At 42.5% G+C, this 26,318-nt stretch carries 30 protein-coding genes and 1 pseudogene; 15 read left to right on the top strand and 16 right to left on the bottom strand.

Annotated features, from left to right (window positions below; all coding sequences use genetic code 11):
- Positions 1 to 67 precede the first annotated feature (67 nt).
- Together BLV00_RS12220 and BLV00_RS12215 are read right to left on the bottom strand one after the other, a co-directional pair.
- Complete coding sequence (locus BLV00_RS12220) at positions 68 to 1,183, bottom strand: NAD(P)/FAD-dependent oxidoreductase (RefSeq protein WP_093045258.1); 1,116 nt, start codon at positions 1,181 to 1,183, stop codon at positions 68 to 70.
- 63 nt (positions 1,184 to 1,246) lie between these two features.
- A complete protein-coding gene (locus tag BLV00_RS12215; protein WP_093045257.1) occupies positions 1,247 to 1,750 on the bottom strand; it encodes a GyrI-like domain-containing protein in 504 nt (167 codons plus the stop codon).
- 175 nt (positions 1,751 to 1,925) lie between these two features.
- Between BLV00_RS12215 and BLV00_RS12210 the strand changes: the two genes are divergently transcribed.
- Positions 1,926 to 2,360 (top strand): VOC family protein, encoded by a 435-nt coding sequence (locus BLV00_RS12210; protein WP_093045256.1) that lies wholly within the window; start codon positions 1,926 to 1,928, stop codon positions 2,358 to 2,360.
- 109 nt (positions 2,361 to 2,469) lie between these two features.
- The gene (locus BLV00_RS12205) at positions 2,470 to 2,763 is read left to right on the top strand and encodes a phospholipase (RefSeq protein ID WP_093045255.1); all 294 of its coding nucleotides are present in this window, start codon (positions 2,470 to 2,472) and stop codon (positions 2,761 to 2,763) included.
- 44 nt (positions 2,764 to 2,807) lie between these two features.
- Here BLV00_RS12205 and BLV00_RS12200 read toward each other — a convergent pair whose 3' ends face one another.
- Entirely contained in the window at positions 2,808 to 3,029 is a 222-nt protein-coding gene (locus BLV00_RS12200) for a hypothetical protein (RefSeq protein ID WP_093045254.1), read from the bottom strand.
- A gap of 321 nt (positions 3,030 to 3,350) precedes the next feature.
- On the opposite strand from BLV00_RS12200, the gene pflB reads away from it, so the two are divergent.
- The 4 genes from pflB to BLV00_RS12180 all read left to right on the top strand — a co-directional run bounded on the left by pflB (position 3,351) and on the right by BLV00_RS12180 (position 8,321).
- On the top strand, positions 3,351 to 5,603 hold the full coding sequence (gene pflB, locus BLV00_RS12195) for a formate C-acetyltransferase (protein ID WP_093045253.1): 2,253 nt from the start codon (positions 3,351 to 3,353) through the stop codon (positions 5,601 to 5,603).
- 54 nt (positions 5,604 to 5,657) lie between these two features.
- On the top strand, positions 5,658 to 6,389 hold the full coding sequence (pflA, locus tag BLV00_RS12190) for a pyruvate formate-lyase-activating protein (RefSeq protein ID WP_093045252.1): 732 nt from the start codon (positions 5,658 to 5,660) through the stop codon (positions 6,387 to 6,389).
- A gap of 205 nt (positions 6,390 to 6,594) precedes the next feature.
- A complete protein-coding gene (locus tag BLV00_RS12185; protein WP_093045251.1) occupies positions 6,595 to 7,548 on the top strand; it encodes an ABC transporter ATP-binding protein in 954 nt (317 codons plus the stop codon).
- Entirely contained in the window at positions 7,545 to 8,321 is a 777-nt protein-coding gene (locus BLV00_RS12180; RefSeq protein ID WP_093045250.1) for an ABC transporter permease, read from the top strand. Before BLV00_RS12185 ends, BLV00_RS12180 begins: the two co-directional genes overlap by 4 nt.
- A 130-nt stretch (positions 8,322 to 8,451) precedes the next feature.
- Here BLV00_RS12180 and BLV00_RS12175 read toward each other — a convergent pair.
- The 5 genes and pseudogenes from BLV00_RS12175 to BLV00_RS12155 all read right to left on the bottom strand — a co-directional run bounded on the left by BLV00_RS12175 (position 8,452) and on the right by BLV00_RS12155 (position 12,482).
- Positions 8,452 to 9,565, bottom strand: a pseudogene (locus BLV00_RS12175) (RNA-guided endonuclease TnpB family protein).
- Between the two features lie 6 nt (positions 9,566 to 9,571).
- On the bottom strand, positions 9,572 to 9,976 hold the full coding sequence (tnpA, locus tag BLV00_RS12170; protein ID WP_093045326.1) for an IS200/IS605 family transposase: 405 nt from the start codon (positions 9,974 to 9,976) through the stop codon (positions 9,572 to 9,574).
- 321 nt (positions 9,977 to 10,297) lie between these two features.
- Positions 10,298 to 10,399 (bottom strand): putative holin-like toxin, encoded by a 102-nt coding sequence (locus tag BLV00_RS12165; protein ID WP_084315779.1) that lies wholly within the window; start codon positions 10,397 to 10,399, stop codon positions 10,298 to 10,300.
- Between the two features lie 111 nt (positions 10,400 to 10,510).
- Positions 10,511 to 11,662, bottom strand: a complete 1,152-nt coding sequence (locus BLV00_RS12160) for a trans-sulfuration enzyme family protein (RefSeq protein WP_093045249.1) — start codon at positions 11,660 to 11,662, stop codon at positions 10,511 to 10,513.
- 226 nt (positions 11,663 to 11,888) lie between these two features.
- Positions 11,889 to 12,482, bottom strand: a complete 594-nt coding sequence (locus BLV00_RS12155) for an NUDIX hydrolase (RefSeq protein ID WP_093045248.1) — start codon at positions 12,480 to 12,482, stop codon at positions 11,889 to 11,891.
- 109 nt (positions 12,483 to 12,591) lie between these two features.
- Between BLV00_RS12155 and BLV00_RS12150 the strand changes: the two genes are divergently transcribed.
- Positions 12,592 to 12,783: a hypothetical protein gene (locus BLV00_RS12150; RefSeq protein ID WP_093045247.1), complete on the top strand. Its 192-nt coding sequence runs from the start codon at positions 12,592 to 12,594 to the stop codon at positions 12,781 to 12,783.
- Between the two features lie 20 nt (positions 12,784 to 12,803).
- Here BLV00_RS12150 and BLV00_RS12145 read toward each other — a convergent pair whose 3' ends face one another.
- The 5 genes from BLV00_RS12145 to BLV00_RS12125 form a co-directional block, all read right to left on the bottom strand.
- The gene (locus BLV00_RS12145; RefSeq protein WP_245728960.1) at positions 12,804 to 13,154 is read right to left on the bottom strand and encodes a ferritin-like domain-containing protein; all 351 of its coding nucleotides are present in this window, start codon (positions 13,152 to 13,154) and stop codon (positions 12,804 to 12,806) included.
- A 160-nt stretch (positions 13,155 to 13,314) separates the two neighbouring features.
- Entirely contained in the window at positions 13,315 to 14,226 is a 912-nt protein-coding gene (locus tag BLV00_RS12140; protein ID WP_093045246.1) for an MBL fold metallo-hydrolase, read from the bottom strand.
- Positions 14,227 to 14,409: 183 nt separating this feature from the next.
- Positions 14,410 to 15,207: an alpha/beta fold hydrolase gene (locus tag BLV00_RS12135; protein ID WP_176791497.1), complete on the bottom strand. Its 798-nt coding sequence runs from the start codon at positions 15,205 to 15,207 to the stop codon at positions 14,410 to 14,412.
- Positions 15,208 to 15,271: 64 nt separating this feature from the next.
- Positions 15,272 to 16,084, bottom strand: coding sequence for a DUF2935 domain-containing protein (locus BLV00_RS12130; protein ID WP_093045244.1), 813 nt, complete (start codon positions 16,082 to 16,084; stop codon positions 15,272 to 15,274).
- Positions 16,085 to 16,150: 66 nt separating this feature from the next.
- Positions 16,151 to 16,783: a DUF421 domain-containing protein gene (locus tag BLV00_RS12125; RefSeq protein WP_093045243.1), complete on the bottom strand. Its 633-nt coding sequence runs from the start codon at positions 16,781 to 16,783 to the stop codon at positions 16,151 to 16,153.
- 477 nt (positions 16,784 to 17,260) lie between these two features.
- Here BLV00_RS12125 and BLV00_RS12120 point away from each other — a divergent pair, with 477 nt between their 5' ends.
- Genes BLV00_RS12120 through BLV00_RS12105 form a run of 4 tightly spaced genes read left to right on the top strand, consistent with a single transcriptional unit; the run spans position 17,261 to position 20,201 of the window.
- Complete coding sequence (locus tag BLV00_RS12120; RefSeq protein ID WP_093045242.1) at positions 17,261 to 17,848, top strand: YitT family protein; 588 nt, start codon at positions 17,261 to 17,263, stop codon at positions 17,846 to 17,848.
- 49 nt (positions 17,849 to 17,897) lie between these two features.
- On the top strand, positions 17,898 to 18,653 hold the full coding sequence (locus tag BLV00_RS12115) for an amidohydrolase family protein (RefSeq protein WP_218131902.1): 756 nt from the start codon (positions 17,898 to 17,900) through the stop codon (positions 18,651 to 18,653).
- Positions 18,654 to 18,666: 13 nt separating this feature from the next.
- A complete protein-coding gene (locus BLV00_RS12110; protein ID WP_093045240.1) occupies positions 18,667 to 19,617 on the top strand; it encodes a hypothetical protein in 951 nt (316 codons plus the stop codon).
- Complete coding sequence (locus BLV00_RS12105) at positions 19,614 to 20,201, top strand: hypothetical protein (RefSeq protein WP_093045239.1); 588 nt, start codon at positions 19,614 to 19,616, stop codon at positions 20,199 to 20,201. Before BLV00_RS12110 ends, BLV00_RS12105 begins: the two co-directional genes overlap by 4 nt.
- Before the next feature lie 178 nt (positions 20,202 to 20,379).
- Here the strand turns inward: BLV00_RS12105 and BLV00_RS12100 are convergent, their stop codons facing one another.
- The gene (locus BLV00_RS12100; protein WP_245728959.1) at positions 20,380 to 21,180 is read right to left on the bottom strand and encodes an SDR family NAD(P)-dependent oxidoreductase; all 801 of its coding nucleotides are present in this window, start codon (positions 21,178 to 21,180) and stop codon (positions 20,380 to 20,382) included.
- A gap of 127 nt (positions 21,181 to 21,307) precedes the next feature.
- Between BLV00_RS12100 and BLV00_RS12095 the strand changes: the two genes are divergently transcribed.
- A complete protein-coding gene (locus BLV00_RS12095) occupies positions 21,308 to 21,871 on the top strand; it encodes a DUF420 domain-containing protein (protein ID WP_093045237.1) in 564 nt (187 codons plus the stop codon).
- Between the two features lie 82 nt (positions 21,872 to 21,953).
- Here the strand turns inward: BLV00_RS12095 and BLV00_RS12090 are convergent, their stop codons facing one another.
- Both BLV00_RS12090 and BLV00_RS12085 read right to left on the bottom strand, forming a co-directional pair.
- Positions 21,954 to 22,865, bottom strand: a complete 912-nt coding sequence (locus tag BLV00_RS12090) for a DUF1002 domain-containing protein (RefSeq protein ID WP_093045236.1) — start codon at positions 22,863 to 22,865, stop codon at positions 21,954 to 21,956.
- Positions 22,866 to 23,032: 167 nt separating this feature from the next.
- The gene (locus BLV00_RS12085) at positions 23,033 to 23,923 is read right to left on the bottom strand and encodes a LysR family transcriptional regulator (RefSeq protein WP_093045235.1); all 891 of its coding nucleotides are present in this window, start codon (positions 23,921 to 23,923) and stop codon (positions 23,033 to 23,035) included.
- Positions 23,924 to 24,038: 115 nt separating this feature from the next.
- Here BLV00_RS12085 and BLV00_RS12080 point away from each other — a divergent pair, with 115 nt between their 5' ends.
- From BLV00_RS12080 to BLV00_RS12070, 3 genes are all read left to right on the top strand, one after another.
- Positions 24,039 to 25,046 (top strand): YeiH family protein, encoded by a 1,008-nt coding sequence (locus tag BLV00_RS12080; RefSeq protein WP_176791495.1) that lies wholly within the window; start codon positions 24,039 to 24,041, stop codon positions 25,044 to 25,046.
- 95 nt (positions 25,047 to 25,141) lie between these two features.
- Positions 25,142 to 25,627, top strand: coding sequence for a hypothetical protein (locus tag BLV00_RS12075; protein WP_093045233.1), 486 nt, complete (start codon positions 25,142 to 25,144; stop codon positions 25,625 to 25,627).
- Between the two features lie 119 nt (positions 25,628 to 25,746).
- Positions 25,747 to 26,271 (top strand): type 1 glutamine amidotransferase domain-containing protein, encoded by a 525-nt coding sequence (locus tag BLV00_RS12070; RefSeq protein ID WP_093045232.1) that lies wholly within the window; start codon positions 25,747 to 25,749, stop codon positions 26,269 to 26,271.
- Positions 26,272 to 26,318 lie beyond the last annotated feature (47 nt).

Here is a 26,318-nt window from a genome sequence, read left to right as displayed (position 1 = left end):
CAATGCGTAGAGGCACACCCCCTATCAGGAAGTGTGCCTCCTACCAATTTTTCATCTAAAATTGCTCCTAAATAATGGCTTCTGAGACATCATAATCAGCAGGATCCAACTCTGTCTTCTCTCCAAGTACCATTCTGGCCAGCTCTGCTCCCAGATATGGACCGACTGTAAGACCGGAAGCACCTAAGCCATTAGCTATCAGGACACCTTCCCACCCTGGTACTTCCCCAAAGACTGGAAGAAAACCAGGTGTGAACGGACGGAACCCTGCTTTTGCTTCCAACATTGTGCTATCCGCCAGACCAGGAGCTATCTTTAAGGCCTTATCAAAGATTTCATGCAGCCCGCCGGCAGTCACCCGATGGTCAAACCCAACCCCGTCATCATGCGTCGCCCCGACCACAATCCGTCCATTTTCAAAGGCAAGCATATATTGAGGGGTAGGGGGCATGACGACAGGCCATGCGCTTGTGTCTTCCCCGGGAATTTCTACATGGGCAATCTGGGCACGCTGAGAAGTAATATCGAGGGATAGGCCCAGTGGACGAAACAGTTCCCCACCCCAGGCGCCTGCAGTGACAATTACTTTGTCCGCCAGGAGTCTTCTCTCCTCTGTTTCCGCTCCAATCACACGACTATCTTCATGGATGAGGGAAGCATGCGAACGGTAAAAGACAGCTCCATTCTTCTCAGCCGCACGAATAAGCGCTTGCCGGATCGCCTTCCCATTGACCCGGGCACCACCACTAACGTGCACAGAACCATATTCAGACGATAAGGGCGGAAAAAGCGCTCTCGTTTCTTCGGGAGACAGCCGGGTAATCGTTCCAATTTCAGGAGCATCCTCCCTCCGTTTATAAGCGCGTTGCTCCATTTTCTCTAATTTGTCTTCATCGGTATGGAGACTGATGGCTCCGACTTTCTCATAACCGGTTTCTGTTTCTCCGTCCTCTTTCAGTTTATCGATTAATTCAGGGTAATACCTGGCTCCCCCTTTGGCCAGTCGGTACCATTTTTTATTACGTCGTTGGGAGAGCCACGGACATACGATTCCAGCAGCCGCATCTGTTGCCTGCCCTGGTTCTTCACGATCGATCAAGGTCACCCTTGCCCCTGATTTTGCCAGATGATAGGCAGTAGATGCTCCCAGGATCCCTGCCCCAATCACAATATATGAATGCATTTGAAACACCTTTTCTGTTTATGTCTTATCATCTAGCTATTCTACAAGACATTGGCACAAGACTCAATTCTGGCTCTCCGTCTCCCGCACAGGCAAATGGAGGGTGAACATCGTTTGTGATCCCGTATAAGGCTCATAAAGCTCAAAACCATATCCTTTTATTTGCTCATATCCGTTTTGGTTGATCCATTTGTGTAAAAATGGATAAGGGTCAAACTCATGCTCAGCAGGGTCGAATTGCAAAGCAGCATACTGGTGGTCAGGGAATGTTCTGGCAACCATTCCAGTGGGAAGGACGTCATGGCTGTCCACTTCCACCCCAGCCATCCAGGTAAATGGTTCCGTTTCCGGATTCCAGTTGGGTGGATCGATAAACACTCCATAAGAAACCGGGGCATTCACGCGGTTTTCAATATCGACAATTCTTTTCGTATGAAATTCCTCGACCAGCCGTGGAATCTTTATATCCTTTTCCGCCATGGTTGTCTCAAAAGCTAATCCAATAATTTTGAATGCTCTTTTGCTGATGATTTTCGGCTCAACCATTGTCTTTACTTTTCCGTTCATGTCGAATCTCCTCCTTTTTTAAAGATGTTCTAGACATGGTTAGTAATTCCTTCCATATCACTAAAAATCAATCCTTTTACTCACAAAAATGTATCCATCGCACCGTAAATATTTCAATAGCAAACTAGAAAACTGCTATGATGGAGGATACAAATAACTACAGGAGGAACTTCAAATGAAATATGAACTGGATCACATCGGAGTTGCTGTACGGAACCTGGATGAAAGTGTCCAATTTTACCAACATATACTTGGAGGCCACTTAATCGACCGCTACAGAAGCGAGGCAAAAGGTGTGGAAAGTGAGATAGCTATAATGGAAATAAATGGTGACCGGACAGAACTGCTGGCACCTACGAATAACACTACGTCTCCAATCGCCCGCTTCATCAAGCAAAAAGGGAAGGGAGTCCATCATATCGCCTATCACGTCCACGAATTGGACGAAGCCCTGGAAACACTACAGCAGCAAGGGATTCGAACATTGGAAGAGACATTACGAACCAATAAACATGGCCGAAGATTGATCTACCTCAATCCCGCAGATACCGGAGGTACAATCATTGAATACTGTGATTACCCTAATATGAAGAAACATGCGCGACCTTAACCAGATCTGGTTAAGGTTTTCTTTTTATTCAAACTACCTAGGCGAATACTCTCCCTTATCCCTTCAACTAAACATAACCTAAACTAAATAACTATAGGAGGAAACTGACATGTCCGGCTACCAAAGTGATGTTACATTAGAAAGGGGCCTTTGTGTATTTCCCGGCTATAATTGGTGCGGACCAGGGTGCAGCGGTCCCGAGGCACCAGTAAATGGGGTGGATACCTGTTGTATGTATCATGACATTTGCTATCAGCAGTACGGCCCCTCCTGCTTCTGTGATCGTGCCTTTATGGATTGCCTCCAGGCAAAAATCAACCCTTATACACTAGAGGGAAGGCATGCAAGCACCATTTATAATTATATGAAATTCCAACAGCTGTTCACTTGTTTATTCCGTTAAAAAAAAAGTAAAGCGACCTCGTTATCGTCGCTTTACTCTTTTTTCTATTTTCGTATTTTATCTTTTTGTTCTGTTCGTTGTTTGTTGATCGCTTCACGTACGTGATACAACTCAGCAAATATTGCCGTAAGCAAAATTGTGATGATACTTAAGAAAATCGAATAAATCCCCAGGTGGACATCGCCGAAGATAAGACCCACCATAAGTCCGATAAATACCCCGATACCGATATAAAGTAAAATTTTTTGAAAAGTTACCGAATACATCCAATCTCTCCTTCTCTGTCTGCGATTTCATCCTCTATTCTTCCATACCCTCTAAAGAGGCGGTTTAACACCTGTACCTCCCCTGCTTCTTGAAAGAAAAATGCGCACCTGCCTACAAGGAGGTTGTGCAGGTTTTCTGAAATTATGAATGTATTGGCCAGTTTTCATTTATATTGGCTATTTTTTAATTTTATTAGCCAATCTACAATCCTGGAAAATGTTCACATAATCTCCAAATGTGAAATGATTCACATAGGGCTTTTTATTTTACAATAAATACATAACCATAATAATAATAATCACAGAAAGGAAGGGGTTAACATGACAACTGTTATGGCCCTGCCACAAGCATGGAGAACTTTTACTGATGGTAAATGGCAAAATGAAATTGATGTCCGGGATTTTATTGTCCACAATTATACTCTTTATACCGGAGATGATACATTCCTCGCTGGTCCGACTTATGAGACAACAAAACTATGGAAGCAAGTGATGGAGCTTACGGTGGAAGAACGTGAGCGTGGAGGCGTATGGGATATGGATACAAAAATCCCTTCTTCAATCACTTCGCACTGCCCTGGCTATCTAAATCAAGAAATTGAAAAAGTGGTGGGTGTCCAGACCGACTCACCTTTCAAAAGATCGATGCAGCCATATGGTGGCATAAGGATGGCAAAACAATCTTGTGAATCTTATGGATATACACTCGATGAAGATACCGAGCGAATTTTCACCGATTACCGAAAAACACATAACCAGGGCGTTTTTGATGTTTATACACCTGAAATGAAGCTGGCGAGAAAAGTAGGGATTATCACCGGCCTCCCTGATTCTTATGGACGTGGCCGTATTATTGGTGATTACCGGAGGGTCCCACTTTATGGAGTGGATTTTCTTATTGAAAAGAAACAAGAAGATTATCATCACCTCGGGGCAGACGGTATAATGTCGGAAGAAATTCTACGTGAACGGGAAGAACATGCCGAGCAAATCCGCGCTCTGCATGAACTGAAAAAAATGGCCACAAGTTATGGCTTTGATATTTCACGCCCTGCTGTCAATGCGCAGGAGGCATTCCAATGGTTGTATTTCGCCTACTTAGCTGCAACTAAAGAGCAGAATGGAGCGGCGATGAGCCTAGGCCGTGTTTCTACTTTTCTGGATATTTATATGGAGCGAGATTTAAAAGAAGGCGTTTTGACCGAAGAAGAGGCCCAGGAATTAGTCGACCATTTTGTCATGAAACTGCGGTTAATCAAATTTGCACGTACACCTGAATACAACGAACTATTCAGTGGAGACCCGACATGGGTGACGGAATCGATCGGTGGAGTGAGTGTCCATGGCGATCCATTAGTTACGAAGAACTCGTTCCGATTCTTGCATACCCTAACTAATCTGGGTCCCGCACCTGAGCCTAACTTGACTGTATTATGGTCTACAAAGCTGCCAGAAAAGTTCAAGCAATACTGTGCGAAGGTATCGATTGAATCCAGCTCGATTCAATATGAAAATGATGATCTCATGTGTGAGCATTATGGCGATGACTATGGGATAGCCTGTTGTGTGAGTGCCATGGAGACTGGCAAACAAATGCAGTTCTTCGGGGCACGTGTCAACTTGGCAAAAGCTTTACTTTACGCCATCAATGGTGGAATTGACGAACGAATGAACGTACAGATGACTCCTCCGTTCCGACCGGTGACTGCAGATATATTAGATTACGAGGAGGTCCGTGAAAAGTACGATAATGTTTTAAATTGGCTGGCGAAGTTGTATATGAATACGTTGAACGCCATCCATTATATGCACGATAAATATGCTTATGAACGGATCGAAATGGCACTTCATGACCAAAAAGTCTTACGTACAATGGCTGGAGGCATCGCTGGATTGAGTGTCGTAGCTGACAGCCTTAGCGCGATCAAGTACGCCAAAGTCCACGTCATTCGAGATCAGAATGGGCTGGCAGTCGATTATGAAGTCGCAGGTGATTATCCTAAATATGGAAACAATGATAACCGTGTCGATGATATTGCTGTCGATATCGTCAAAACGTTCATGAATAAGTTCAAACAGCATAAGACATACAGGGATGCCGTGCCTACTATTTCCATTTTGACCATTACATCCAATGTCGTTTATGGAAAGAAAACAGGCAGCACGCCGGACGGCCGTAAAGCTGGAACACCATTTGCACCAGGAGCCAACCCATTACACGGCAGGGACGAATCAGGAGCGCTGGCATCCTTGAACAGTGTCGCTAAAATACCTTACGAATACGCTTTAGATGGCATATCCAATACGTTCAGTTTTGTTCCAAAAGCTCTTGGACGTACACTTAACGATCGAATCGATAACCTGGTATCCATTTTAGACGGCTATACCATTAAGGAAGGGCACCATTTGAACATCAATGTATTTGAGCGGGAAACATTGTTGGATGCCATGGATCACCCGGAAAAATATCCACAGCTTACAATCAGAGTTTCTGGCTATGCCGTAAATTTTGTAAAGCTGACTCGTGAACAGCAGTTGGACGTCATCAACCGTACATTCCATCAAAGTATGTAAACCAGCAGACAGGAGGCAGCCCCCCCTCCTGCTTTCTATAAGGGAGGAATCTTTATGAACGGTCGGATACACTCAATCGAAACTTGCGGAACAGTTGATGGTCCCGGTCTTCGATATGTCATCTTCACTCAGGGATGTCTGCTCAGGTGTCAGTTTTGCCATAACCCTGACACCTGGAATCGAACAGGAGGAACGGAGAAATCAGTCGATGAAATCATGGAAGATATCAAGGAATACCTCCCTTATATCCAAGCGAAAGGCGGCATTACCGTAAGTGGCGGTGAGCCTCTGCTGCAAATCGATTTTTTGACGGAACTCTTCAAACGATGCAAGGAGCTTGGCATCCATACAGCCATTGATTCATCGGGTGGTTGTTTCAGCAGCTCCCCTACTTTTTTAGCCAAGATGGACGAACTGCTGAAGTACACCGATTTAGTATTGCTGGATTTGAAACAGATTGATCCAGAAAAACACAAGTCCTTGACCGGCATGTCTAACAATCAGATCCATGCATTCGCACGCCTATTAGCTGAAAAAAACATTCCTGTCTGGATTAGGCGCGTGCTTATTCCTGGCCTTACTAATGAAGCAGAAGAACTCCAGCAAATGAAAGAATTTGTCGATGGATTGGGTAACGTAGAAAAATTAGAAGTTCTTCCTTATCACACAATGGGTGTCTATAAATGGGAACACCTCGGATTAACTTATCCTCTTCTGGGATACCGTTCCCCTTCCGAGGAAGAAATAGAACAAGCAGAAGATATTTTACAACCCGCTTCTTTTTAAAGAAGCGGTTTTTTCTATAAGGGCATTTTTTTATGTGACGAGCAATTTTCCCGGCTTACGATTAAAAATATAACTTAATGATCAAAAAACAATTTATTTTTCTATTTTCCGTCTCGAGACCGATGCCATTTACCTTAAACGGATGATGTGATTTCCTTAAAGTTCTATATAATGTAAATCAGAGGTTTTGGAAGGAGCTGGATATATGGATAGTATCATCAAGGTAGATGGCATACGAAAAATCTATAACATGCGTAAGGCTAAAGAAATGTTCGTGGCGGTAGATGATGTTTCTTTTGAAGTAGAAAAAGGAGAAATACTGGGCCTGCTCGGTCCTAACGGTGCTGGTAAAACGACTACAATCAAAACGATATGCGGATTGCTGGTACCCGATAAAGGCAGCGTTATAATCAATGGCTATGATAGTGTCAAAAAACGGAATAAAGCTCTGCGACATATCAGTGCTGTCCTGGAAGGTAACCGTAATCTTTACTGGCGGATGACCGTTGAGGAAAATCTCGAGTATTTCGCTGGAAACCGCGGCATGGCAAGGAAAGCAATGAAGCCACATATCGATAAATTATTGACGCAGTTCCGTTTGCAAGAAAAAAGACAGGAGTTAGTAAATAAGCTGTCCCGCGGGATGCAGCAGAAGCTGGCGATCGCAGTGGCTATGCTGGCTAACACCGATGTCATCCTGCTGGATGAGCCGACCTTAGGCTTGGATGTGGAAACCGGCTACGAAGTGCGGGAGATTCTGAGGACAATAGCTAAAAAAGAAGGCAAGACCATTATCATCAGCACCCACGATATGCCTGTTGTCCAGGATTTATGTGAGCGTACGGTTATCATTAACAATGGGAAGGTGATTGCCGATGAACGCGTAGATCATCTCCTTCAATTATTCAAAACGAGCGCTTACCAAATCAACTTACAAGAACCGCTTACAGAAGAACAGCAGGAGATGCTTCATTTTGAATTCCCAATACACTCCTGGGAGGGGTTGAACTTACAGGTCAGCCTGCAGGAAGAACAGGAAATCTATGCTTTGATGGACATTCTTAAGCGTAACCACACTCCAATTGAAACAATTAACCGAACCGAAGTGAATTTTGAAAAAGTATTCATGCAATTGGTCAAAGAGGAGGCGGCCTCATGACGACACTATGGAATGTCATCCGGGTTAATACGAAAAAAGAATATATTGAAATGAAACGTTACTTTGCAAATACATTGAGTCTGCTGCTAACCTTCTATATCATTTTTCTCGCCATGTTTTTCGGAATCCAGGTCATCGGCGATCCGGCAGAAGCAGGTGCCAACACGCAATTCATCATCGTCAATTATATTTTCTGGTACTTTTCAATGATGACACTCCAGTCGATTGGCTGGACCGTATCTGACGAAGCGATGCGCGGGACGCTGGAACAATTATATATGTCGCCGATGGGAGCATGGCGGATTCTACTCTCCCGATTATCGGGGATGATATTCATCCATTTTTTGATTGTGATTGTATTGTTATTTTTATCGATGCTCACCACTGGTGAATGGCTGAACTATAATCCAGCAGCCACCATACCGATTTTGCTGCTGACCATTGCCAGCATGATCGGTGTCGGTTTCATGATTGCTGGCCTCTCAATCATCTTTAAGCAAATCAGTGCATTTTTGCAAATTCTTCAATTCATTATCATGGGATTGACCTTTGTACCATTATCTGTCGCTCCATACCTTATAGCTGCACCATTCGTAAAAGGTGTCGATATGACAAGACAGATCATGATCCAGAACTATACCCTGGCTGATTTCTCACCATCGGATTATACGTGGCTGATTGCCAATGCGCTTGTTTACGGAGTTATCGGTGTTTCCGTCTACCTTGTCTGCGAAAGATATGCGATGAAAAAAGGACTTCTTGGACATTATTGATGTGAACTACTCCTACCACTTACCACCCTTACGGGTTGCTTGAAGTGGGGGCTTCTTGGGTAATCGCCACTTTTGGCAGCTGACGAAATTGACCAAGCTAACCCTCTTGTTCCAAGAGTTTATATTTTCATTAGGCATTTGCTAATAAGCGGATGCCTTCTTTTTTGATATTGAGTGCTGAATTATAATCTCTATCTAAATTTAGACCACACGAACAGGCGTATGTCCTAACTTCCATAGGCATTGGTTGGGTATTTCCGCAACTCGAACAAGTTTTGGTAGAGGGGGAACCATTTGTCAATTTTGATAAGTTGTTTCCCTTGTTCTTTTAGTTTGTACAGTAAGAAAAAGGTGAATATTCCCCATCCATTATCAGCTATGCTTTTACCGAAGTTAAGTGCTTGTGACATTCCTTTCATGTCTAAATCTTCAATCACAACAGCATCGAAGTTAGATACTAACTCCTTTGATTTATGGTGAAGAAAGTTTTTTCGTTGATTGGCGGTCTTTTCTTGAATTTTAGCTACTCTAATACGTTGTTTATTCCAATTTGAAGAACCTTTCTTTTTACGGGAAAGTTTACGTTGTTCCATTGCTAATTTATCAAGCATTTGTCGATAAAACTTAGGGTAATTGGCTTTCTCACCCTCACTATCGACAAACAACCCTTCCATCGCAAAATCTAATCCAACAACTTTTTCAACTTCCTTACTTTCAACCTCCTTCTCGTACTCTGTAAGAATAGAAATATAGTATTTTCCTGATGCAGTCATAGATAGGTTACAAGATTTGATTTTGTACGCTGAAGGGATTGATCGGTGTTGCTTGATTTTGACCATTTTCAATTTAGGTAATTTGATATGACCATCTAAAAATTGAATATTATTGTTTACCAAATTTGTCGTGTAGCTTTGCTTGTGTCGTTTACTTTTGAATTTGGGGAATTTGGCATTACCTTTGAAGAATGCTTTATAAGCTTTATCCAGGTTTAGCTGGGCGTTTGCTAACGCTAATGAATCTACTTCCTTTAGCCATTCATACTCTTTTTTGTATTTAGCAGGAGTAGGATGTTTTACCTTTTTTAAGGCATCTTTATCATCTTTCAGTAACTCATAAGCCCCTTTTCGTTCAGCTAACATCTTGTTGTAGACAAAACGAACACATCCGAAAGTTTTGCGTATAATCAAAGCCTGTTCCTCTGTTGGATACAATCTGAACTTGTACGCTTTATTTTGTTTAGCCATATCAAATCACCTCACTTTATCCCTTGGGTTTTCAATATATTTTTTCACCACTTCGATAGGAGAACCACCAGTCGTTAATAAACAGAAACTTCTTGACCAAAACATTTCTTTCCATAACTTTTTACGAACGTGAGGAAAATCCTTCTTGATAAGTCTTGAACTGGAACTTTTATAGGCATTGATGAATTTCGATAACTCACTGTTGGGTTGTGCTTTGAACAAGATATGAATATGGTCCATATCGTGGTTCCATTCGACTAATGTGATATTATATTTTTCACTCAATGACACAAATTTACCTTTGGCATAATCTGAAATGGGATCATCTATTACTTTCCTTCGATACTTCACAACTAACACAAGATGATAATACATCGAGAATACTGAATGATTATTACTATCTAAATTCATTATCATATCAACCCTCATGCTTTTAATACTGATTATACTATTTTGAGCAAAAGAAAAAAGTCTTTGGGCTATCGTCCAAACCGAAATTCATCTACCCCTTACAGTTGATCTACGCCCTTCACACGCTTGAAGAGGTAGACCCCTTTCGGGAGTATGTTAAAAAAAAGCCAGATGTGGTATGATGTATATAGATAATCATACAATAAAAATAGCCGCAGCTGATGCTGCGGCCATGGATACACGCCCCCTCCGGGGGATCAGCTATCCACTACAGGAATAGGCCTCTCCCCTATCAACTTTTGGCCGAGTGAATAGGGAGGTCTATTTTTTATTGATCATTTGCATGATCAACGCGAGCAAAGCGATCAAAAACGTGCCGAAAGACCAGATGACGGTCAACACTTCGTATATGCTCGTAGGCATCACCCCCCTTACTGATAGATGGGGGCAGCCGATCCTCCCTAAAAGGACGTGCTCCACTTCCAATTATAGCATGGGTGCCGGGGTGAATTTTTCACCAACTTTAATCAGGACTTAAGCCTCATTCAACGATTCCTCAATCGCTTCACCAAGCTGCGTCAAAATATCCTTGGCCCCTTCAATTCCGATAGAAATACGGACGACACGCTCATTGATTCCGATTTTCTCCCGCTGCTCATCAGTAAGTGCACGGTGAGATGTTCCTTTCGGATATGATACCGTCGTTTCCACTCCAGCTAACGAAGGTACAATTTTAATCCAACCCAGGGATTTGAAAAATGTATCCATATCGCATCGCTCATTCAATTCAATCGTAATGATGGCTCCGTTTCCTTTTTCCGATACGTAGGCCGGGTAATATACATGCTTGATATCCGTATGATTGCGCAGGCTTTCTGCTACATAATCGGCATTCTCCGATTGCTGCCTCATGCGCAGCGCCAAAGTCTTCAACCCGCGCTGACCAAGCCAGGCTTCAAATGGACTAAGGTTGGCACCCAGAGCGACCATCTTCCCATTCGCCTTTTCAATCAGTTTCTCCCTGCCGACCAGTACGCCTGCAGAAACATCACTGTGACCACCTATATATTTCGTCGCACTATGGACGACAAGATCCACTCCCTCTTCATATGGCTGTAAAAGATATGGAGTTGCAAAAGTATTATCAATCATTGTCATTAGCTGGTGGCGTTCTGCCATCTCAACGAGAGCATTGATATTTTCTACACGTAGAAATGGGTTGGAGACAGATTCGCTATATAGAAGTTTCGTATTCTCCTGGATGGCATCTTCTACTTCTCCCAGGTTATCAAAAGAAGCGAGTGTCACTTCAATACCAAACGTCTGCAGTTCCTGGGTAAGCAGCTGATAGGTACCACCATAGGTGTCTTCTGCTGCTACAATATGATCGCCATGCCCGACTACTGCTAGAATGCCGCATAAAATCGCAGACATTCCGGATGAGGAAGCCATTCCAGCAGGCGCCCCTTCCAATTGGGCAACGGAGTAGCCCAATTCGTCCGTATTCGGATTGCCGTTCCTCGTATAAAGGTAAGGAGCATTTCCTTCAAAGTAGCCTTCCAAATCTTCCAGGCTCTCAAAGGAGTAGGCCGAGGTTTGATAAATTGGGGTCGCTTTACTATTGATCTTGTCTTCTTCCTGCTTCAATTTACTATGTACGACTTTCGTTTCAAATGATTTTGCCATATAGCTTGTCTACTCCCTTCAAATATAAAAACCTGGCTTGTCGCCAAATACTTATGGAGACAGCCTTCGTACTTCCTTATACTTCATTCTTTTAACAAGGTTAAACTTTCTTATAGTGTAAAAAAACCTCTTCCTAAGAAGAGGTGTCTCATTCATGAGGATCTTCCCCACATAAGCACGTACCTTTATTTGAATAGTTTGATTATATCCCCAAGAGGCATAACTGTCAAAAGGAAGTCAATTTTTTGACAGCTTCTGCAACGAAGGAAAAGTAACCCGAAGTATGAGGACATAAGTGATCTAAACTTATCGGCTTTTGTACACCGCTTAATAAATAGTCCCCTTCCCTTTTGCCCCCTTGCAAAATCTCCTCAAAGTCATGGAAACGGAGTCGGAGAACATCCTCGACCTCATCGGTGATCCTGAAATCGGGACGCTTCTTTACATGGTGAAAATAAACATGGCAAAACTCCCGATCGATCATATGCTCTGTAATCAGCTCTTCCTGGTAACACCCCTGATATATCAAATCGTTTTCTGCCAGCTTGATTCCTAACTCTTCTTCTATTTCCCGCATTCCTGCCGCAACAACTGCTTCATCTGCCACTACATGCCCCGCAGCAGTGATGTCTAATGTACCTGGAAAATCTCTCTTACTCGCCGCCCTATGCTGGAAATACATATAAGGGTCTTCAGTATCTAATTCTACAAACCAGCACTGAAACGTTTGATGCCACAGCCCTCTCTTATGTACTTCCTCCCTGTCTTCCACTCCAATTTCATTACCTTTGTCATCCAATACAGTCAATAATTCGACCACAGACCACCTCTTTCTCCCGATATTTCTTGCTGCTCATCATGGATGTTTAGCTTTTTCATTCCAATGGAATAATAATTAATAATAACATATCAAAAAGGAGGCCATCTTCATGACTCAACAAAAACAAAAGAAGGCTACCGTTCAAACTTCCAATGAGCAAGCCGAGGTCTTCAGCAAAGGAATTTCCTTCTCAAAATCATTTCTTCCTCCAAAGTTGGAACGAGAAGAACATCCTACTGAAGGTGAAATGATGAGCGGTCATCACGAAGTTGAAAATCACACGAAAAAGAAAGACAAATAAAAAAGAGGGGAACCCCCCTCTTATCCGTTCGGCATCAACCCTTTTAAGATCTGAAGATGATTACGGTCTTCATCCAGTATTCTCTCAATCATCTGCTTACTTTCCGGATCAAAGTCCCCTTTAACAATCTCTTCTGACAAATGTAAACCATAAACGTCTTCTCCCTTTAAAGCACTTTCCAGTATCCCTTCTGTCGAATCAGGAGTGGTGAATCTACTGACACAATTCTGCATCGACCCGACAAAACCTTCATCGTCCACCGGATTTCCACCAAGATGCTGAATACGTTCAGCTACTTCCATCGCATGCATCTTGTGCTCTTGCTGAATATTTTGTAACTCTTGCTTGATACCAGTACCAGGTTCGTCCACGCGCTGAATAAGGTGTTCTTATGCATGAATCCCCATGTACTGCCCTTTTAGAAAAGCATTTAATTCTTTGATGGCAACGTCATTCATGGTGTAAGCTCCTTTTTTTAAGCTTAGTTTGCCATATAAATACGTAAATAACCTTCTCAATATCACATGGAAATTATTGCAGGGAGACGCCCTTGTCTGTTTCGATGATGATATCCTTATCCTTTAACCGATTGAGATGGTTGGAAATCAGTTGAATATAAAACAACAAATGCTCATCCACTTTTCCATTATTGAACTGGAGAGCAAGATCGTAACATGACTTAGAACCATCCTTCAGGCAAGTAATGATTTTCTGATCGATGTCAATAATAGTGGTAATCGATTGCTCAATCGCATCATGATGGTGGTACATGACCGGCCCATGGCTTGGAAAAACTTCAGTTACATCTTTCTGTTTTAATGCATCCAGCGTAAGTAAGTATTGCTGCAAATCTATAATTTTCGTCGGAGGTCCATTTTCAATCAGCACATCTCCTCCAAATAACAATTTCGAATCCGGTTCGTAGAGAGAAATATGATCATAACTATGGCCCGGGGTTTCAAGTACTTCCACCCTTCCGCCTCCTATATCAATCACATCTCCCTGTTTCACAAGATCTGTGATAGGAAGATGTTCTGCATGAGCAAAGTCTATTTCGTCCATCGTCACTTTGGTCAACAGTTCCTCTGTAAACTGATCTGGCAGCTGGGGACGGATGCCCTCAAGCTGTTCGTAAAGTTTCGGCTCTTTTTTAGATGGATATCCTGCAAACACCTTGCAGTCAAGCTCATCAGCATGACTCAATAAAGCGCCAATATGGTCCATGTCCCGGTGTGTTACAATGAGTTGATCAATATCCCCCCACCCGACACCGAGCTCTTTCAAGGCATCGACCAGGCAGGCCTGAGAATCTGAAGACGGATGACCGGCATCAATCAGTGTCACTTTATCATTTTTAATCAAATATACGAATACATCTCCAGAAACCGGCTGTGGCAGACTGATTCGATATATTCCGCTTTTCACTTCCTTCACATTTTTCATCTCGTACCCCTCCGAATTTTCCGAATATTATCACTTCTCTCAGTTTACCACATAATTTACTGATATTGGATAAGAAGTTAGCAGGAAAAATCGACAGAAATCCATACCAAAGTCCCCCAGTTTTGAGTCTGGGAATTTATACATTAAATCTAATAAAAAACACCCCTCATCCAGGGGTGTCGATTATCGCATGGTCTTTGCTTGGTGATAAGTTTGTTTTGTCAGGTTTTCCTGTATGAAGAAATCCACATAATGATTGAAGCTATGCCAATGCTTCGTCGGCAGTTGGTGTGTCGCCTTTTCGATATGAGTTAAGCGGACATCTACGCACTTTCGATAGTGGTAACTATGGTGATGAATCCAGAATACACGAACCCCATACATTAAAAGAACCGGGCAGTCTATGTCGCCTAAACGTGCTGAACAATCATATCGATAGGACTCATCGTAAAAATCATACCAGCTTTTTAAATCTGCTTTCCCCATATGACCGGTTATCAACTGCTGGACATTCGTATCTAAAAAGTGAGATCGGGCTAGTACCCGAATCAAAGAATCAGGCTTTGTTTCGAGCCATTTCATTCCAATACGGTATTCCAGCTTCAATAATTGTGTTTCTACTTTTGGATATCCGCCAGATAAGACTAACGCCCTGGTCCGTTCTGGATAAGCCAATGCGAACTCCTGGACGACTCCCCCCCCTGCTGAATAACCACAGATGACAGCTTTCTGAGAGCCTGTATGGTCAAGAAGCGCCTTGATTTCCTCCGCATACCGCTTTATCGTTACTGGTTCTGATGCAATCGATGAATCTCCATGCCCACTTAAATCTGGAATCAATAAGCGGTATTGATTGCCCAAGGGGTGTTGATAGGTGAAGACCAGCCTCCCCATGCCAGGCGGGTGTATCAACACTAGTGGTATCCCTTTACCGATATCATCGTAATGGATGGTACAGGAGTCATATTTGAATTCAGGCATATACATTCCTACTTTGTTTGAAGATTATAAACGTCGATTATTAGCATATCCGTTATGTAGCTTTTTATTTATCCCCTTTTTTAAGACGCGGTTTTGTGGGATCACAATCCGGAAACTTTGAAGCAGTAGATTGCGCCACCTTGAATAAGTAGTAACATTCCTCCCGGAACATATGGTCTGCCATCAAAGGTGTAAAGGAACTTAACGCTTCGTCCGTTAACTCCATTTCTTCCAGCTCCTTCAAAAATGTCTGGAACAGTTTCATTTCGACTTTCGTTTCGTTATTGAAACGTGTCAATGCGGGGAAAGATTGGATATTAGCTCGTAAATACCCTGTCATTTCTACCGATTTCAAATACAAATCATTGAACGTTTGACGAAAGACATCGCTCTGTTTTTTGATTTGTTGTTCGGTGGCATCCATCGTGTCGTTAATCGCTCCGGCATGGCCGGAAGCATCCAAAAGCCATAGCATATGGTGATGAAGCTCATGAAAAACGGGCGGCTCCTTTCCTTTTCCCAGATATCCAATGACAAGCAGATATTCTTCCAGCTCATTAACCATGTGATTAATAAAAGTAGGTGTCAAATGAATACCTATATTTCCTTCCAGTGACCTTTGGAGAAGTGATAGCTTATACACTCGGAAATTTCGCGCATGGTCTCCTGCCTTCTGGGTGAATGTTTTGGTTTCCTCAAATGATAAATTCTTGGACTTAGCACCCATTTCGTCAAATATAGTAATGAACTGTTTTGTTTTTTCTATGTCTTTCGTTTCAGTCGGGTAAAGCGAGTCACGGATGAAACGGGCATGGTCCCCTAATATCTGCAGCCAAAAAGCATGTTCAAACCGAGCAGCTTCCAGGTAAGTTCTCAAAAAAACCCCTCCTGTTGGATAGTCCTCATTATATCTATTCAGGAAGGCCAAACTTTATTTTCTTTTTTAGTGGAACTGCTCAGGAGGATCTTCGGTATGGCCTTGCTGGGATACCTCTTTAAAAATATCCTTTTGCATGGCAGGGGCTGGATTATTAGCCGTATAAGCAGCTGTTGTTCCAAGCTGGCCAAGCTGCTGCTTCAATGCCATCACTTCCATTTTCAGACTGTCAATATCCCCCTTTGTGGCTGGTTGTTTCGGCTGTTTCAACTCAACACCCAGCTGTCCATTCGGTTCTATCGTGGCATAGGCGACATCGTTGATATCGGTGATACTATTCTGCCTAAGTTTCATTTCCAATTGATCCACCGACAACCGCAGCTTTTTCAATCTATCAATCTGTAGCTCTCCATTTTCAATGACAACCTTGGAACTGCCAGTGATGAATTTCTCTAAAGGATTTACCTTAACTTGCACATACTCCATGACTAATAAAGTCAAAACCAGGGTAAGGCCGACAATTAATGTGGTCCAGATATTTTTTCCAACAATCGGCTGGATGAGCAATGAGCCAATTCCAATCATAATGACTACTTGAGCCAGGGTCATCTGTGATATCGATTTCCGCCCGGCTACCCTTAGAAGAAGTGTTCCACCGACTACTACTACAACTGCTTTCCATAACATATCAAAATCCATGTATCGTTCCCTCATTTCTCACTAGTTCATTAATCGTTAGTTTGTGCAAATGGGCTTCCAGACATTCTATTTTTTTAATAGCCCCTATTCAGGTTAATGATTTTTATAAGAGGCTTATTGAATTATTGCACCGTAAAGTCGAAGACTTTATTTCGAAATTTTTGCCTGAATAACGGTCCGGTGGGGAACGACTCCCTTTCCACGGGAGTTCGCTGATCCTCCTCTGGGATGATCATGATCGGTGAGGTCCCGGAAGGAGAAGCCTGAGGAAGCTCACCACTTGCCTACGGAAAGCGATCCGTTTTCCCAGCCGCCATAACCTCAACCTAAAGTCTCGAAACTGAGTTTACAGTAACGGTAGATTTAACTGTAAAATTACATTGCCTTCGATTTTATTGTTTTAGCAGTACCCTTTCTTATTAAGCAACGTGCTGCATATAAATGAAGAGAACCTGTCCAAAATGAAGGGGTTATCGTATGAAGGAACTGATTGAAAAAGGTATCATCATTATCATTGGCAGTGCATGCCTGGCATTCGGCATCAACTTTTTTTTAGTACCAGATCATGTACTTGATGGGGGAGTCATTGGCATCGGATTGATTTTTCATTATTTGTGGGGACTGGAAACGGGTTTGACCATTCTATTTGTTAGCATCCCGATTTTTTTGATTGCCTGGTTCAAGTACCGTAAATATTTTTATAACAGCCTGCATGGTTTATTGATATCTTCTTTCTTCATCGATTTATTTTATTGGCTGAGAAATTTCCATTTAGCTCTCGATCCAGCCATCAGTTCGATGATTGGCGGGGCTTTTGTAGGTGGTGGTATCGGACTGATGCTTCGTTACCAGACAAGCACGGGAGGGACAGACTTGCTGGCACAGATGGTCGCTGACTTTTTAAATATCAATGTCGGTTTTGCCATTTTCTCCATCGACCTTGCGGTCATTTTGTTAGGCGGATGGCTTTTTTCTTCGCAGACTCTGCTGCTTTCCGCTATCACTATTCTGGTGGTAGCCATGACAACCATGCTTTTCACTTCAAGTCCTACACTAAAAAATTGAATATGGTAGAATTGTAATGGATAATTTTTCCGAAAGCGAGGTGGACCTCATTCGAATATTCGATGCACACGTACATATCATCGACCCCTGTTTTCCATTGATTGAAAACCAGGGTTACATCCCAGATCCGTTCACCTGGGAAGACTATTATACGAGGATGAAACATTGGGACCTAGCGGGAGGTGCTGTTGTTTCAGGTTCTTTTCAGGGTTATGACCAACAATATTTAAAAAAATCCCTACAAATTCTGGGCGATAGATTCGTCGGAGTAACCCAGCTTCCAGTAAATACAACGGACGAAGAAATACTATCGTTGAATGAAGCCGGAATAAAAGCAGTCCGCTTTAATGTTAAACGCGGAGGACCAGGAGTGCTCGCACATTTAGAAACTTTTGCTCACCGGATTTATGACCTCGCGGGATGGCATGTAGACTTATATATTGAATCAAAAAACCTGCCAGAAATCGAGTGTACACTTAAAACGCTCCCCGCTGTTACCATCGATCACCTTGGCCTGACGGAATCTGGTTTTGATACATTACTGAACCTCGTTACTCATGGTGTGAAAGTTAAAGCTACCGGGTTCGGCAGGGTCAATATGGATTTAGCACGAGCATTACAAGCAATAGTCCATGTAAATCCTGATGCATTGATGTTCGGCACCGACCTCCCTTCTACCCGTGCACCCCGTCCGTTTCGTGATACGGATATTAAACTTATCCAGGAGACCTTGGGAGAAGAGCTTGCCGAGAAAGTTTTCTATTCCAATGCAGTAGAATGGTATTTAAAAAAGGAGTTGAAATGAAAGGGAGAAGCAAATGAAGAAAAAATTTTTGTTGGTGGGTATGGCTATAGCCCTTCTTAGCTGGCTGGGTAACAGTATTTATTTTTCCATAAACCAACTGGAGACACCGATTATACTGAAACAATACCACGAGATAGAACAAGGCGAAAACACACCGCTTCAAGTCCATTACATAACCAACCGCCACAATCCTGCTGAAATCACCAGTATTGAACTGCCCGGCCTGTTTACCTATAATGCCCAGAATAACTATTCAGGAACTTTCTATGGGGGTGCTGAAAATCCTGGTCAGTCTTTTTTGCAGCAATTCAGACACCACAAACTTAAAGCTTTTTCTTTTGAGATAGATAAAAATCAATTAAAAGAGAAGCTGGATAAAAACGGGAAGTTTGAATTCCAGCAAGCGACCGTATTTTTTTCTGACGGAACAAGCCAACAGGTGGTCCTTGGTAACATCAGTTTTATAAAAGTGAATCCCGACGATATGTTCAGCCATATGGCAAGCAGCAGTTCCAATCAAAATGAAGATGGGCTGTTAATGAAAACAGAGCATGCTTTCACATTACAGAAGCTCCACTATCCTTTCGAGGATCAGCTGCACGAGGCTTTTCAAGTGAACATTGCCGATGATCAGAAGCAACTCGCTTCTCTTTATACTGACATGGCAGCTAAGGAAACTCCTGCCTCGGGCCTGGGAGAACGTGTGCTGGAGGGAACCAGCATCACAGATTACCCTCTCCCTGTAGAATTTGGCAAAGGAGATTGGCTGCAAATCTCCAGCCGTTTTGATTTTGAAAAAGAAGACCCAAATCGCTTTCACCGCTATCGTTTTCCTATCAGAGCTATCGGAAAGACAGAAGATGGAAAATCTACGCTGACTACCAGCATCGCTCGTTACGAGCCCATTCTCGAACAGGAAGATATAAACGAGCTGATCGAGCGTCATAAGGAGGAAAGCCAATGATCGAGCAGGGTTTCGGACGTATCTTTGTTGGATTTTTATTAGTTTTTATTGAAATACATATCCTCGCGCTTGATATCTTAGCTGATCCTGTTGGCTACTTGTTAATCGCTTCAGGAATTATCACACTGCACGAACACACAGGGAGATATGAAAAGCTGCACAAATTAGCGTATGGTCTTGCATTACTAACAATTCCTACCGTCTTCATCCAAAACACCAATGACCCATATGGCATGGATTACGTGCTCGTGTACACAGGGTATACCCTGCTGCTCGGTTTAATCAAAATCATACTTGTCTATCACTTGCTTACAGGAATGGCAGAATCAGCGAGAAAATATGGCTGGCCAGACGGGGAGCGACGTGCTAAAAAAGTGTTGAACCTTTATCTTCCGATTGCACTCCTTGGGGCAATAGCTCAAACATTCATGATTAATTCGTACAATGAATGGACACCGATCTTCATCATCATTACCGTTATCCTGCATCTGATTGCTGAGATTGCCTTATTGATTCTGCTCTTTTCATACCGAAACCATTTTCCTCCTGACCTTCCAGATGAACTTACTGAGTCGCATGGGTGAACTGAACAAACGTTTGACCAAATCCAATAATAGAGCCTGGAGTACTCCAGGCTCTTTTGAAGTGGTCTCGATATTTTGATGTTACGCTCGAAAAAGTCGAAAACAGCTCGAAAATTTGTCGAACACGGGAGATACCTTCATATCTGGTGCGAAAACCTTGGTTAGTACGCTAGTTGACTTAACGCATGACACTTCCACCGGAAATTTTCACGGACTCGCCGACAATATTTTCAGCTGCATCGCTCATTAAAAAGACAATCGTATTAGCAACTTCTTCCGCTTTCGTAATCCGGCCTGAAGGTATCCCCTCTTCTACCACCTTCATTTGTTCTTCAAAACTTCGGCCTTCACGCTCTCCTTTTTTCTTGATCGCGTTGAGCCCCATCGAGGTATCAACAAAACCCGGGCACACCGCATTGACACGAATTTTTTCCTCAATCGCCTCATGCGCAAATGCTTGTGTAAAACCTGTTACCGCAAACTTCGATGCGCTGTAAGCGGAATTTCCTTTTGTTCCTCTCAGGCCAGATAAAGAAGATAAGTTTACGATAGCCCCTGATTCTGCTTTTCGCATCGTCTCATATACTAGTTGCGTCAAAAACACGGTTGAGGTGTAATTGAGCTCCATAATTTTCCGCATCTCTTCTTCCGGCAAATCTTGGACTGGCCCTCCCCCACCGATTCCGGCAGAGTTGACTAATCCATCAATCCTTCCGTATGCCTCATTAGCTGACTCAACTAAATGTCTTCGATCTTCGTCCTTAGTCAGATCGGCTTTTTGTACAAAAACTTTCGCATCAGTGGTAATTTCCTCACAGGCTTGCTTCAACTCTTGCAGTTTTTCTTCATTGCGGCCGGTAATCGTAACGGCAGCACCAGCCTGTACTGCCGCCTTTGCCGTTTCAAAGCCGATCCCGCCGGTCGCACCAGTAACTAAAATATGTCTTCCCTGTAATGCATCTTCTCTAAAAATAAACACATAAACCCCTCCAATCGTTTCTATGTACATGCTTACCCTTTCATATAACACCATTAACACGATGATAATTCATAAAATAGTAAGATTTTAAAGGTGCTTCTCCTATTCCACTTCGATATACTAAGGAATGAATTATATTTTTAGAGATGGGGAATCGACATTGGATACCAATAAAGAATTCAACTATGTACCTTGGGTAGTAGGCTTATCACTCGCGATCAACTTGATTGTCGTAGCCCTGTTGTTTGTGCCAAAAATAGACAGTGGTACCAGCTTTGATATTACCTTACTGCCGCTTCTCAATGCCATTCTGAACTCTTTCACATTTGTATTTCTGCTGGCAGCATTATTTATGATTTTACGAAAAAATGTTACCTGGCATAAGCGGTTCATATTCGCAGCATTCACGTCCACCGCATTGTTCCTTGTATCTTATCTGACCTATCACTCGATGGCCTCCTCTACTTCTTATGGGGGAGAAGGAATATTGCAGGCAATCTATTATTTTATCCTGATTACGCATATTATCCTGGCAGCGGTGATTGTACCGTTAGCTTTACTCACTCTTTTCCGTGGACTTGCTATGAAAGTGGACAAACATCGTAAAATTGCCAGATGGACAATGCCACTCTGGTTGTACGTTAGTCTCACTGGAGTTATTGTCTACTTGATGATTTCACCTTACTACTAAACGAAAGCTTAGGGCTCTTCCCTAAGCTTTTTTACATATAAAAATCGAGTGTAAGCCTTCGTTAGCCTACACTCGATGATGATTATCCAAATATGCTGGTGAAGAAATCAGACAGGGCCTGAACAATACGCTGCAGGAAAGTTGAAACTTTCTGCCAGAAGCCTTTATCGCCCAGTAGATCCTTCACACTTGAGGTGATATCCTCAAGCTGCTTTTGCACTTGGTCAAAGTTGATATTCAATGCCCGCATCTTTTCAAAAAGATTGATCAATAATTGTCGGTCTTCCTCACTTAACTCAATGTTCAACGATTTCAACTTTTCATTGATAATCTGCTCGATTTCTTCCTTTGTTGCAGGGTTTTGAGCTGCCATTTCTTTTTTGATTTCGGTCAGCAGTTCACTGACTTTTTCTTTATCCATGCCCGACTTTTCGGCAAGTTCTGTAGCGACATCCAACTCTTCACTGGCGACTTCCATCCGGTCTTCATCCAGCTTGACGCCTTTAGAGTCATAGGCTTTATAAATACCGGTCAAAGCAGAATGTCCCGTTACTTTTACAGGAGATGCCACATCAACAATCGCATCTTCTACACCCGCAGTCAACAAAGCATTGGCATACATTTCTTTAGTCACCGCTGTAATATTATCGGGTGTCACAATATTAACTTCAAGGCCTTCCCCTTTTTCCTGGGGTATTATTTTCACAGAAGAAAACATACGCGAATTCGGGTTGCCATTGATATAATTGGCTATATCCTGTCCATCTACATAAAACTCATCTACGTTTTCACGATTTTCCACCTCTAACAGGTTTCGAACTTCTTCTTCCTGAGCATCTGTCAATGTATCCCCATAAACTACAATCGGTACTCCAAGCTTCTCGTTGATTCCCTGATCACTGTTGCCATCCGTAGAAGCAGACACAATCGGCGTCAATCCTGCCCCTGCCCAGATAACCAGTGCCATCATAATCAAACCTATACGTTTTAGCATAACTTCTACTCCTTGTTTTCAGGATTATTCGTGCAAATTTTTTGCACATCCCTATCATGTACTAATTATTTTAACGAGTAAATCGGTCTTGAGGCTTACCTACCTTTTCACCGCTATTCTTATATACGAATGAAGGACTATAAGGTTTCTTGTTTTTGAACTAGAACTCACTTCTCCATTTTATATTTATCTTTGATCGCCTCTAAAAATACTTCCACATTTTTAGATAGCTCTCCTTCAGCAGGCAGCACACAAGAAAAAAAGCGATTCGGTGACTGAATTATTGGAAGACGGACCATAAGATCTTCACCGAATTTATTTTCTACGATGGATCGGGAAATGAAGGATAACCCCAACCCATGCTGAACCGCCTGTACGACACCATGGTTACTGCCAATGGTAATTAATTTTTTCGCATTGATACTGTAGGCGCGAAATACGGCATCCATAATATCTCTAGTCCCGGATCCTTCCTCCCTTCCTACCCATGTAAGTCCTTGCAGGTCACTTAATTTAAGATTATTTAATTCACGGATCGGATGGTCCATCGGTACGATTAATACCATTTCATCTTCTAAAAATGGGAACGAACGCAGTTCCTTCGATTTGACCTGACCTTCAACGAGGCCAACATCGAATTCATGTAACAGCACAGAACGATTAATTTTTTCTGTATTTTCAATATATATCTGTAAATCGATATCCGGATAGTTTTGATCGAAGTCCTTTAATAAAGATGGCAGTATATATTCGCCAACTGTATAACTTGCACCGATCGTTAGAGAACCAGTCAACTGATTATGGTAGGAGAATATTTCTTCATGTGTCTTTTCAACGATACTCGCTATTTGCTTGGCCCGCTGGTAAACAATCTCTCCAGTCGGCGTGATATGAAAATGTTTTGGAGAACGGTCAATTAATTTGGTTTGAAACAGTTCCTCAAGATTTTTAATATGCAGGCTGACGCTGGGTTGGGAGATGGAAAGAGCTTTGGCCGCTTTCGTAAAACTTTTTCCTTCAACTACCACTATCAAAGTCCGCAGTGCCTCTAAATCCATAATTTCACCTACTATTAGTATTATTAATGATTACCATTATTAAATTATATTTTACTAATAATTAATGCTGACGTATAGTGATTTTAAACGCAAAACTTTTTTAGGAGCCTGCGCTATGCTCAAAAATAATCACAGAGTTAAAGGTCATTTATCATGGGTCGCCGGTATTCTGTTTACAGCACTGATTGCTGGTTTTGGATTTTTACTCGCATGGATACCAGGGCTTGCTATGATCGGTCCATTAGCAACTGCCATTATCCTTGCTGTCATTTACCGTCAGCTGTTCGGCTACCCGGAAAAACTCCGATCCGGTATCCAATACTCCGCTAAAAAATTGTTACGACTAGCTATTATACTGTTTGGATTGAAGTTGAATATGAATGTCATTTTTCAAGATGGATTACCACTCCTGCTCAGAGATGTAGCAGTAATTATATTTGCCATCGGAGTGACCTTGTTATTTGCAAAGTTGTTCCGTGCGGATTACTCCTTGTCATTACTCCTTGGTGTAGGGACAGGAGTCTGCGGAGCTTCTGCAATAGCTGCTGTGTCACCGATATTGAAAGCGAAAGCCGAGGATACAGCAATCAGCGCTGGCATCATTTCTCTGATTGGTACAGTTTTTGCGATCGGTTATACCCTGATCAGGCCGATACTTCCAATCGATGCGGCTACTTATGGGTCCTGGGCAGGTATCAGTTTGCATGAGGTTGCCCATGTTGCACTTGCGGCAGCTCCTGCCGGTGAAGACGGTCTTGCTATGGCTCTAGTTGGAAAATTGGGTCGTGTTCTGCTGTTAGTTCCATTAAGCTTCCTGTTCATCTACATCATGCGAAAAAAAGGAAATCCGGAAACCACGGAAAAAGTAGCCTTTCCATGGTTCCTTCTCGGCTTTATTGCCACCAGCCTGTTAGGAAGTTATGTACTAGGCATTTACATTCCCTTCCATGATGCTTTGGTTTCTTTCATTTCCACAACTACCACGTTTATTCTGACCATGGCAATGGTCGGATTAGGACTTAATGTCAGCTTAGCAGCCCTTCGTTCAAAAGCATTAAAGCCGATGCTAGCCATGACAATAACTTCTTTGCTTCTTTCCGGCATCACACTTTTGATATTATGACATCAAAGGTATCTAATAATATTAAATAAAAAGACACTGTTTGTAACTCTTTCTTGTTGGGAATACTTGCTAACAAACAAAGGAGGAGTCTACTCATGAAACTATTCAAACTACTAAGTTTTATGTTGGCAGCTGGAATTGTGTTGGCAGGCTGCGGCACATCAGGCAACGATGACACGATTGAACCAGAAGATACAAACGATTCAGGTGCCGCTGAAGAAGAAACAGAACAGGAATCCAAGAAATCCTCAAGCTCAGGTGGTGAAGTCTCTACAGACTTACCATCTGGAGTGGATGTAGTACTAGCGACCGTTGAGGATTTAAACACGACAGTCGGTAAATCTTCAGAAGACACAGCTAAAATAAACGAAATAGGCAAGACATTAGAAGAAGACTGGGATCGGATTGAAAAAAAAGTCGAAGAGAATTATAAAGAGGATTATAAAAATATTGAAGAAAGTCTTTACCCTTTAATTGATGAGGCACAAGCGGATAAGCCGGACACCGACAAAATAAAGGACCTTGCGAAAGAGACAAAAGATAAATTGGAACAATTCAAGAACAAACTCGAAACTTCTTAAAAAGTAAAGCTGTTTCTCCTAACCAGGGAAACAGCTTTTTTTGATGGTTATCCTTCGATAAACATCATGGCTGTCTGTTAAACTGTGGATAGGTTTCCAAAAGAAAAGGAGGTACCTTTATGCGTTTACAAAATAAAAAAGTGATTGCTCTGGTCAGTGACGATTTTGAGGACTTGGAGTTATGGTACCCGGTCCTTCGCCTGAGAGAAGAAGGCGCCACTGTCCACATTGTAGGAAAAGAAGCCAACAAACCATATACCGGGAAATATGGCGTCCCTGTAAAATCAGACTACGCTTTCAATGAGGTTTCCCCGGAGGACTATGACGGCATTCTCGTCCCTGGCGGCTGGTCACCGGATAAGCTGCGGAGATTTGAGGAGGTCTTAAACTTTGTGCGCCATATGGATGAGTACAAAAAAACAATCGGACAAATCTGCCACGCCGGCTGGGTATTGATTTCAGCAGGAATACTGGAAGGACGTAACGTCACCAGTACGCCTGGCATTAAGGATGATATGATGAATGCCGGGGCTAATTGGTCCGATGAAGCAGTAGTCGAAGAAGGCCATATTATTTCGGCTCGCCGACCACCGGATCTTCCACCATACGCAAAGGCCTTTGCAGATCATCTTGCAAATCAATAGCAACCACAAAGCCAGCCATTGACTAACGGCTGGCTTATAATATTTAT

Origin of the sequence: Thalassobacillus cyri (genome assembly GCF_900107755.1) — a bacterium.
Classification (GTDB): domain Bacteria; phylum Bacillota; class Bacilli; order Bacillales; family Halobacillaceae; genus Thalassobacillus; species Thalassobacillus cyri.
This window is presented reverse-complemented; position numbering and strand designations above follow the sequence as displayed.

Coding starts and splice junctions, on each gene's coding strand:
- BLV00_RS12070 (WP_093045232.1), top strand. CDS start 25,747: ATGCGTTTACAAAATAAAAAAGTGATTGCTCTGGTCAGTGACGATTTT.
- BLV00_RS12220 (WP_093045258.1), bottom strand. CDS start 1,183: ATGCATTCATATATTGTGATTGGGGCAGGGATCCTGGGAGCATCTACT.
- BLV00_RS12120 (WP_093045242.1), top strand. CDS start 17,261: ATGAAGGAACTGATTGAAAAAGGTATCATCATTATCATTGGCAGTGCA.
- pflB (WP_093045253.1), top strand. CDS start 3,351: ATGACAACTGTTATGGCCCTGCCACAAGCATGGAGAACTTTTACTGAT.
- BLV00_RS12200 (WP_093045254.1), bottom strand. CDS start 3,029: ATGTATTCGGTAACTTTTCAAAAAATTTTACTTTATATCGGTATCGGG.
- BLV00_RS12215 (WP_093045257.1), bottom strand. CDS start 1,750: ATGAACGGAAAAGTAAAGACAATGGTTGAGCCGAAAATCATCAGCAAA.
- BLV00_RS12205 (WP_093045255.1), top strand. CDS start 2,470: ATGTCCGGCTACCAAAGTGATGTTACATTAGAAAGGGGCCTTTGTGTA.
- BLV00_RS12160 (WP_093045249.1), bottom strand. CDS start 11,662: ATGGCAAAATCATTTGAAACGAAAGTCGTACATAGTAAATTGAAGCAG.
- BLV00_RS12210 (WP_093045256.1), top strand. CDS start 1,926: ATGAAATATGAACTGGATCACATCGGAGTTGCTGTACGGAACCTGGAT.
- pflA (WP_093045252.1), top strand. CDS start 5,658: ATGAACGGTCGGATACACTCAATCGAAACTTGCGGAACAGTTGATGGT.
- BLV00_RS12125 (WP_093045243.1), bottom strand. CDS start 16,783: ATGGATTTTGATATGTTATGGAAAGCAGTTGTAGTAGTAGTCGGTGGA.
- BLV00_RS12095 (WP_093045237.1), top strand. CDS start 21,308: ATGAATTATATTTTTAGAGATGGGGAATCGACATTGGATACCAATAAA.
- BLV00_RS12105 (WP_093045239.1), top strand. CDS start 19,614: ATGATCGAGCAGGGTTTCGGACGTATCTTTGTTGGATTTTTATTAGTT.
- BLV00_RS12135 (WP_176791497.1), bottom strand. CDS start 15,207: ATGCCTGAATTCAAATATGACTCCTGTACCATCCATTACGATGATATC.
- BLV00_RS12165 (WP_084315779.1), bottom strand. CDS start 10,399: ATGCCTACGAGCATATACGAAGTGTTGACCGTCATCTGGTCTTTCGGC.
- BLV00_RS12075 (WP_093045233.1), top strand. CDS start 25,142: ATGAAACTATTCAAACTACTAAGTTTTATGTTGGCAGCTGGAATTGTG.
- BLV00_RS12180 (WP_093045250.1), top strand. CDS start 7,545: ATGACGACACTATGGAATGTCATCCGGGTTAATACGAAAAAAGAATAT.
- BLV00_RS12090 (WP_093045236.1), bottom strand. CDS start 22,865: ATGCTAAAACGTATAGGTTTGATTATGATGGCACTGGTTATCTGGGCA.
- BLV00_RS12085 (WP_093045235.1), bottom strand. CDS start 23,923: ATGGATTTAGAGGCACTGCGGACTTTGATAGTGGTAGTTGAAGGAAAA.
- BLV00_RS12140 (WP_093045246.1), bottom strand. CDS start 14,226: ATGAAAAATGTGAAGGAAGTGAAAAGCGGAATATATCGAATCAGTCTG.
- BLV00_RS12150 (WP_093045247.1), top strand. CDS start 12,592: ATGACTCAACAAAAACAAAAGAAGGCTACCGTTCAAACTTCCAATGAG.
- BLV00_RS12185 (WP_093045251.1), top strand. CDS start 6,595: ATGGATAGTATCATCAAGGTAGATGGCATACGAAAAATCTATAACATG.
- BLV00_RS12110 (WP_093045240.1), top strand. CDS start 18,667: ATGAAGAAAAAATTTTTGTTGGTGGGTATGGCTATAGCCCTTCTTAGC.
- BLV00_RS12080 (WP_176791495.1), top strand. CDS start 24,039: ATGCTCAAAAATAATCACAGAGTTAAAGGTCATTTATCATGGGTCGCC.
- tnpA (WP_093045326.1), bottom strand. CDS start 9,976: ATGAATTTAGATAGTAATAATCATTCAGTATTCTCGATGTATTATCAT.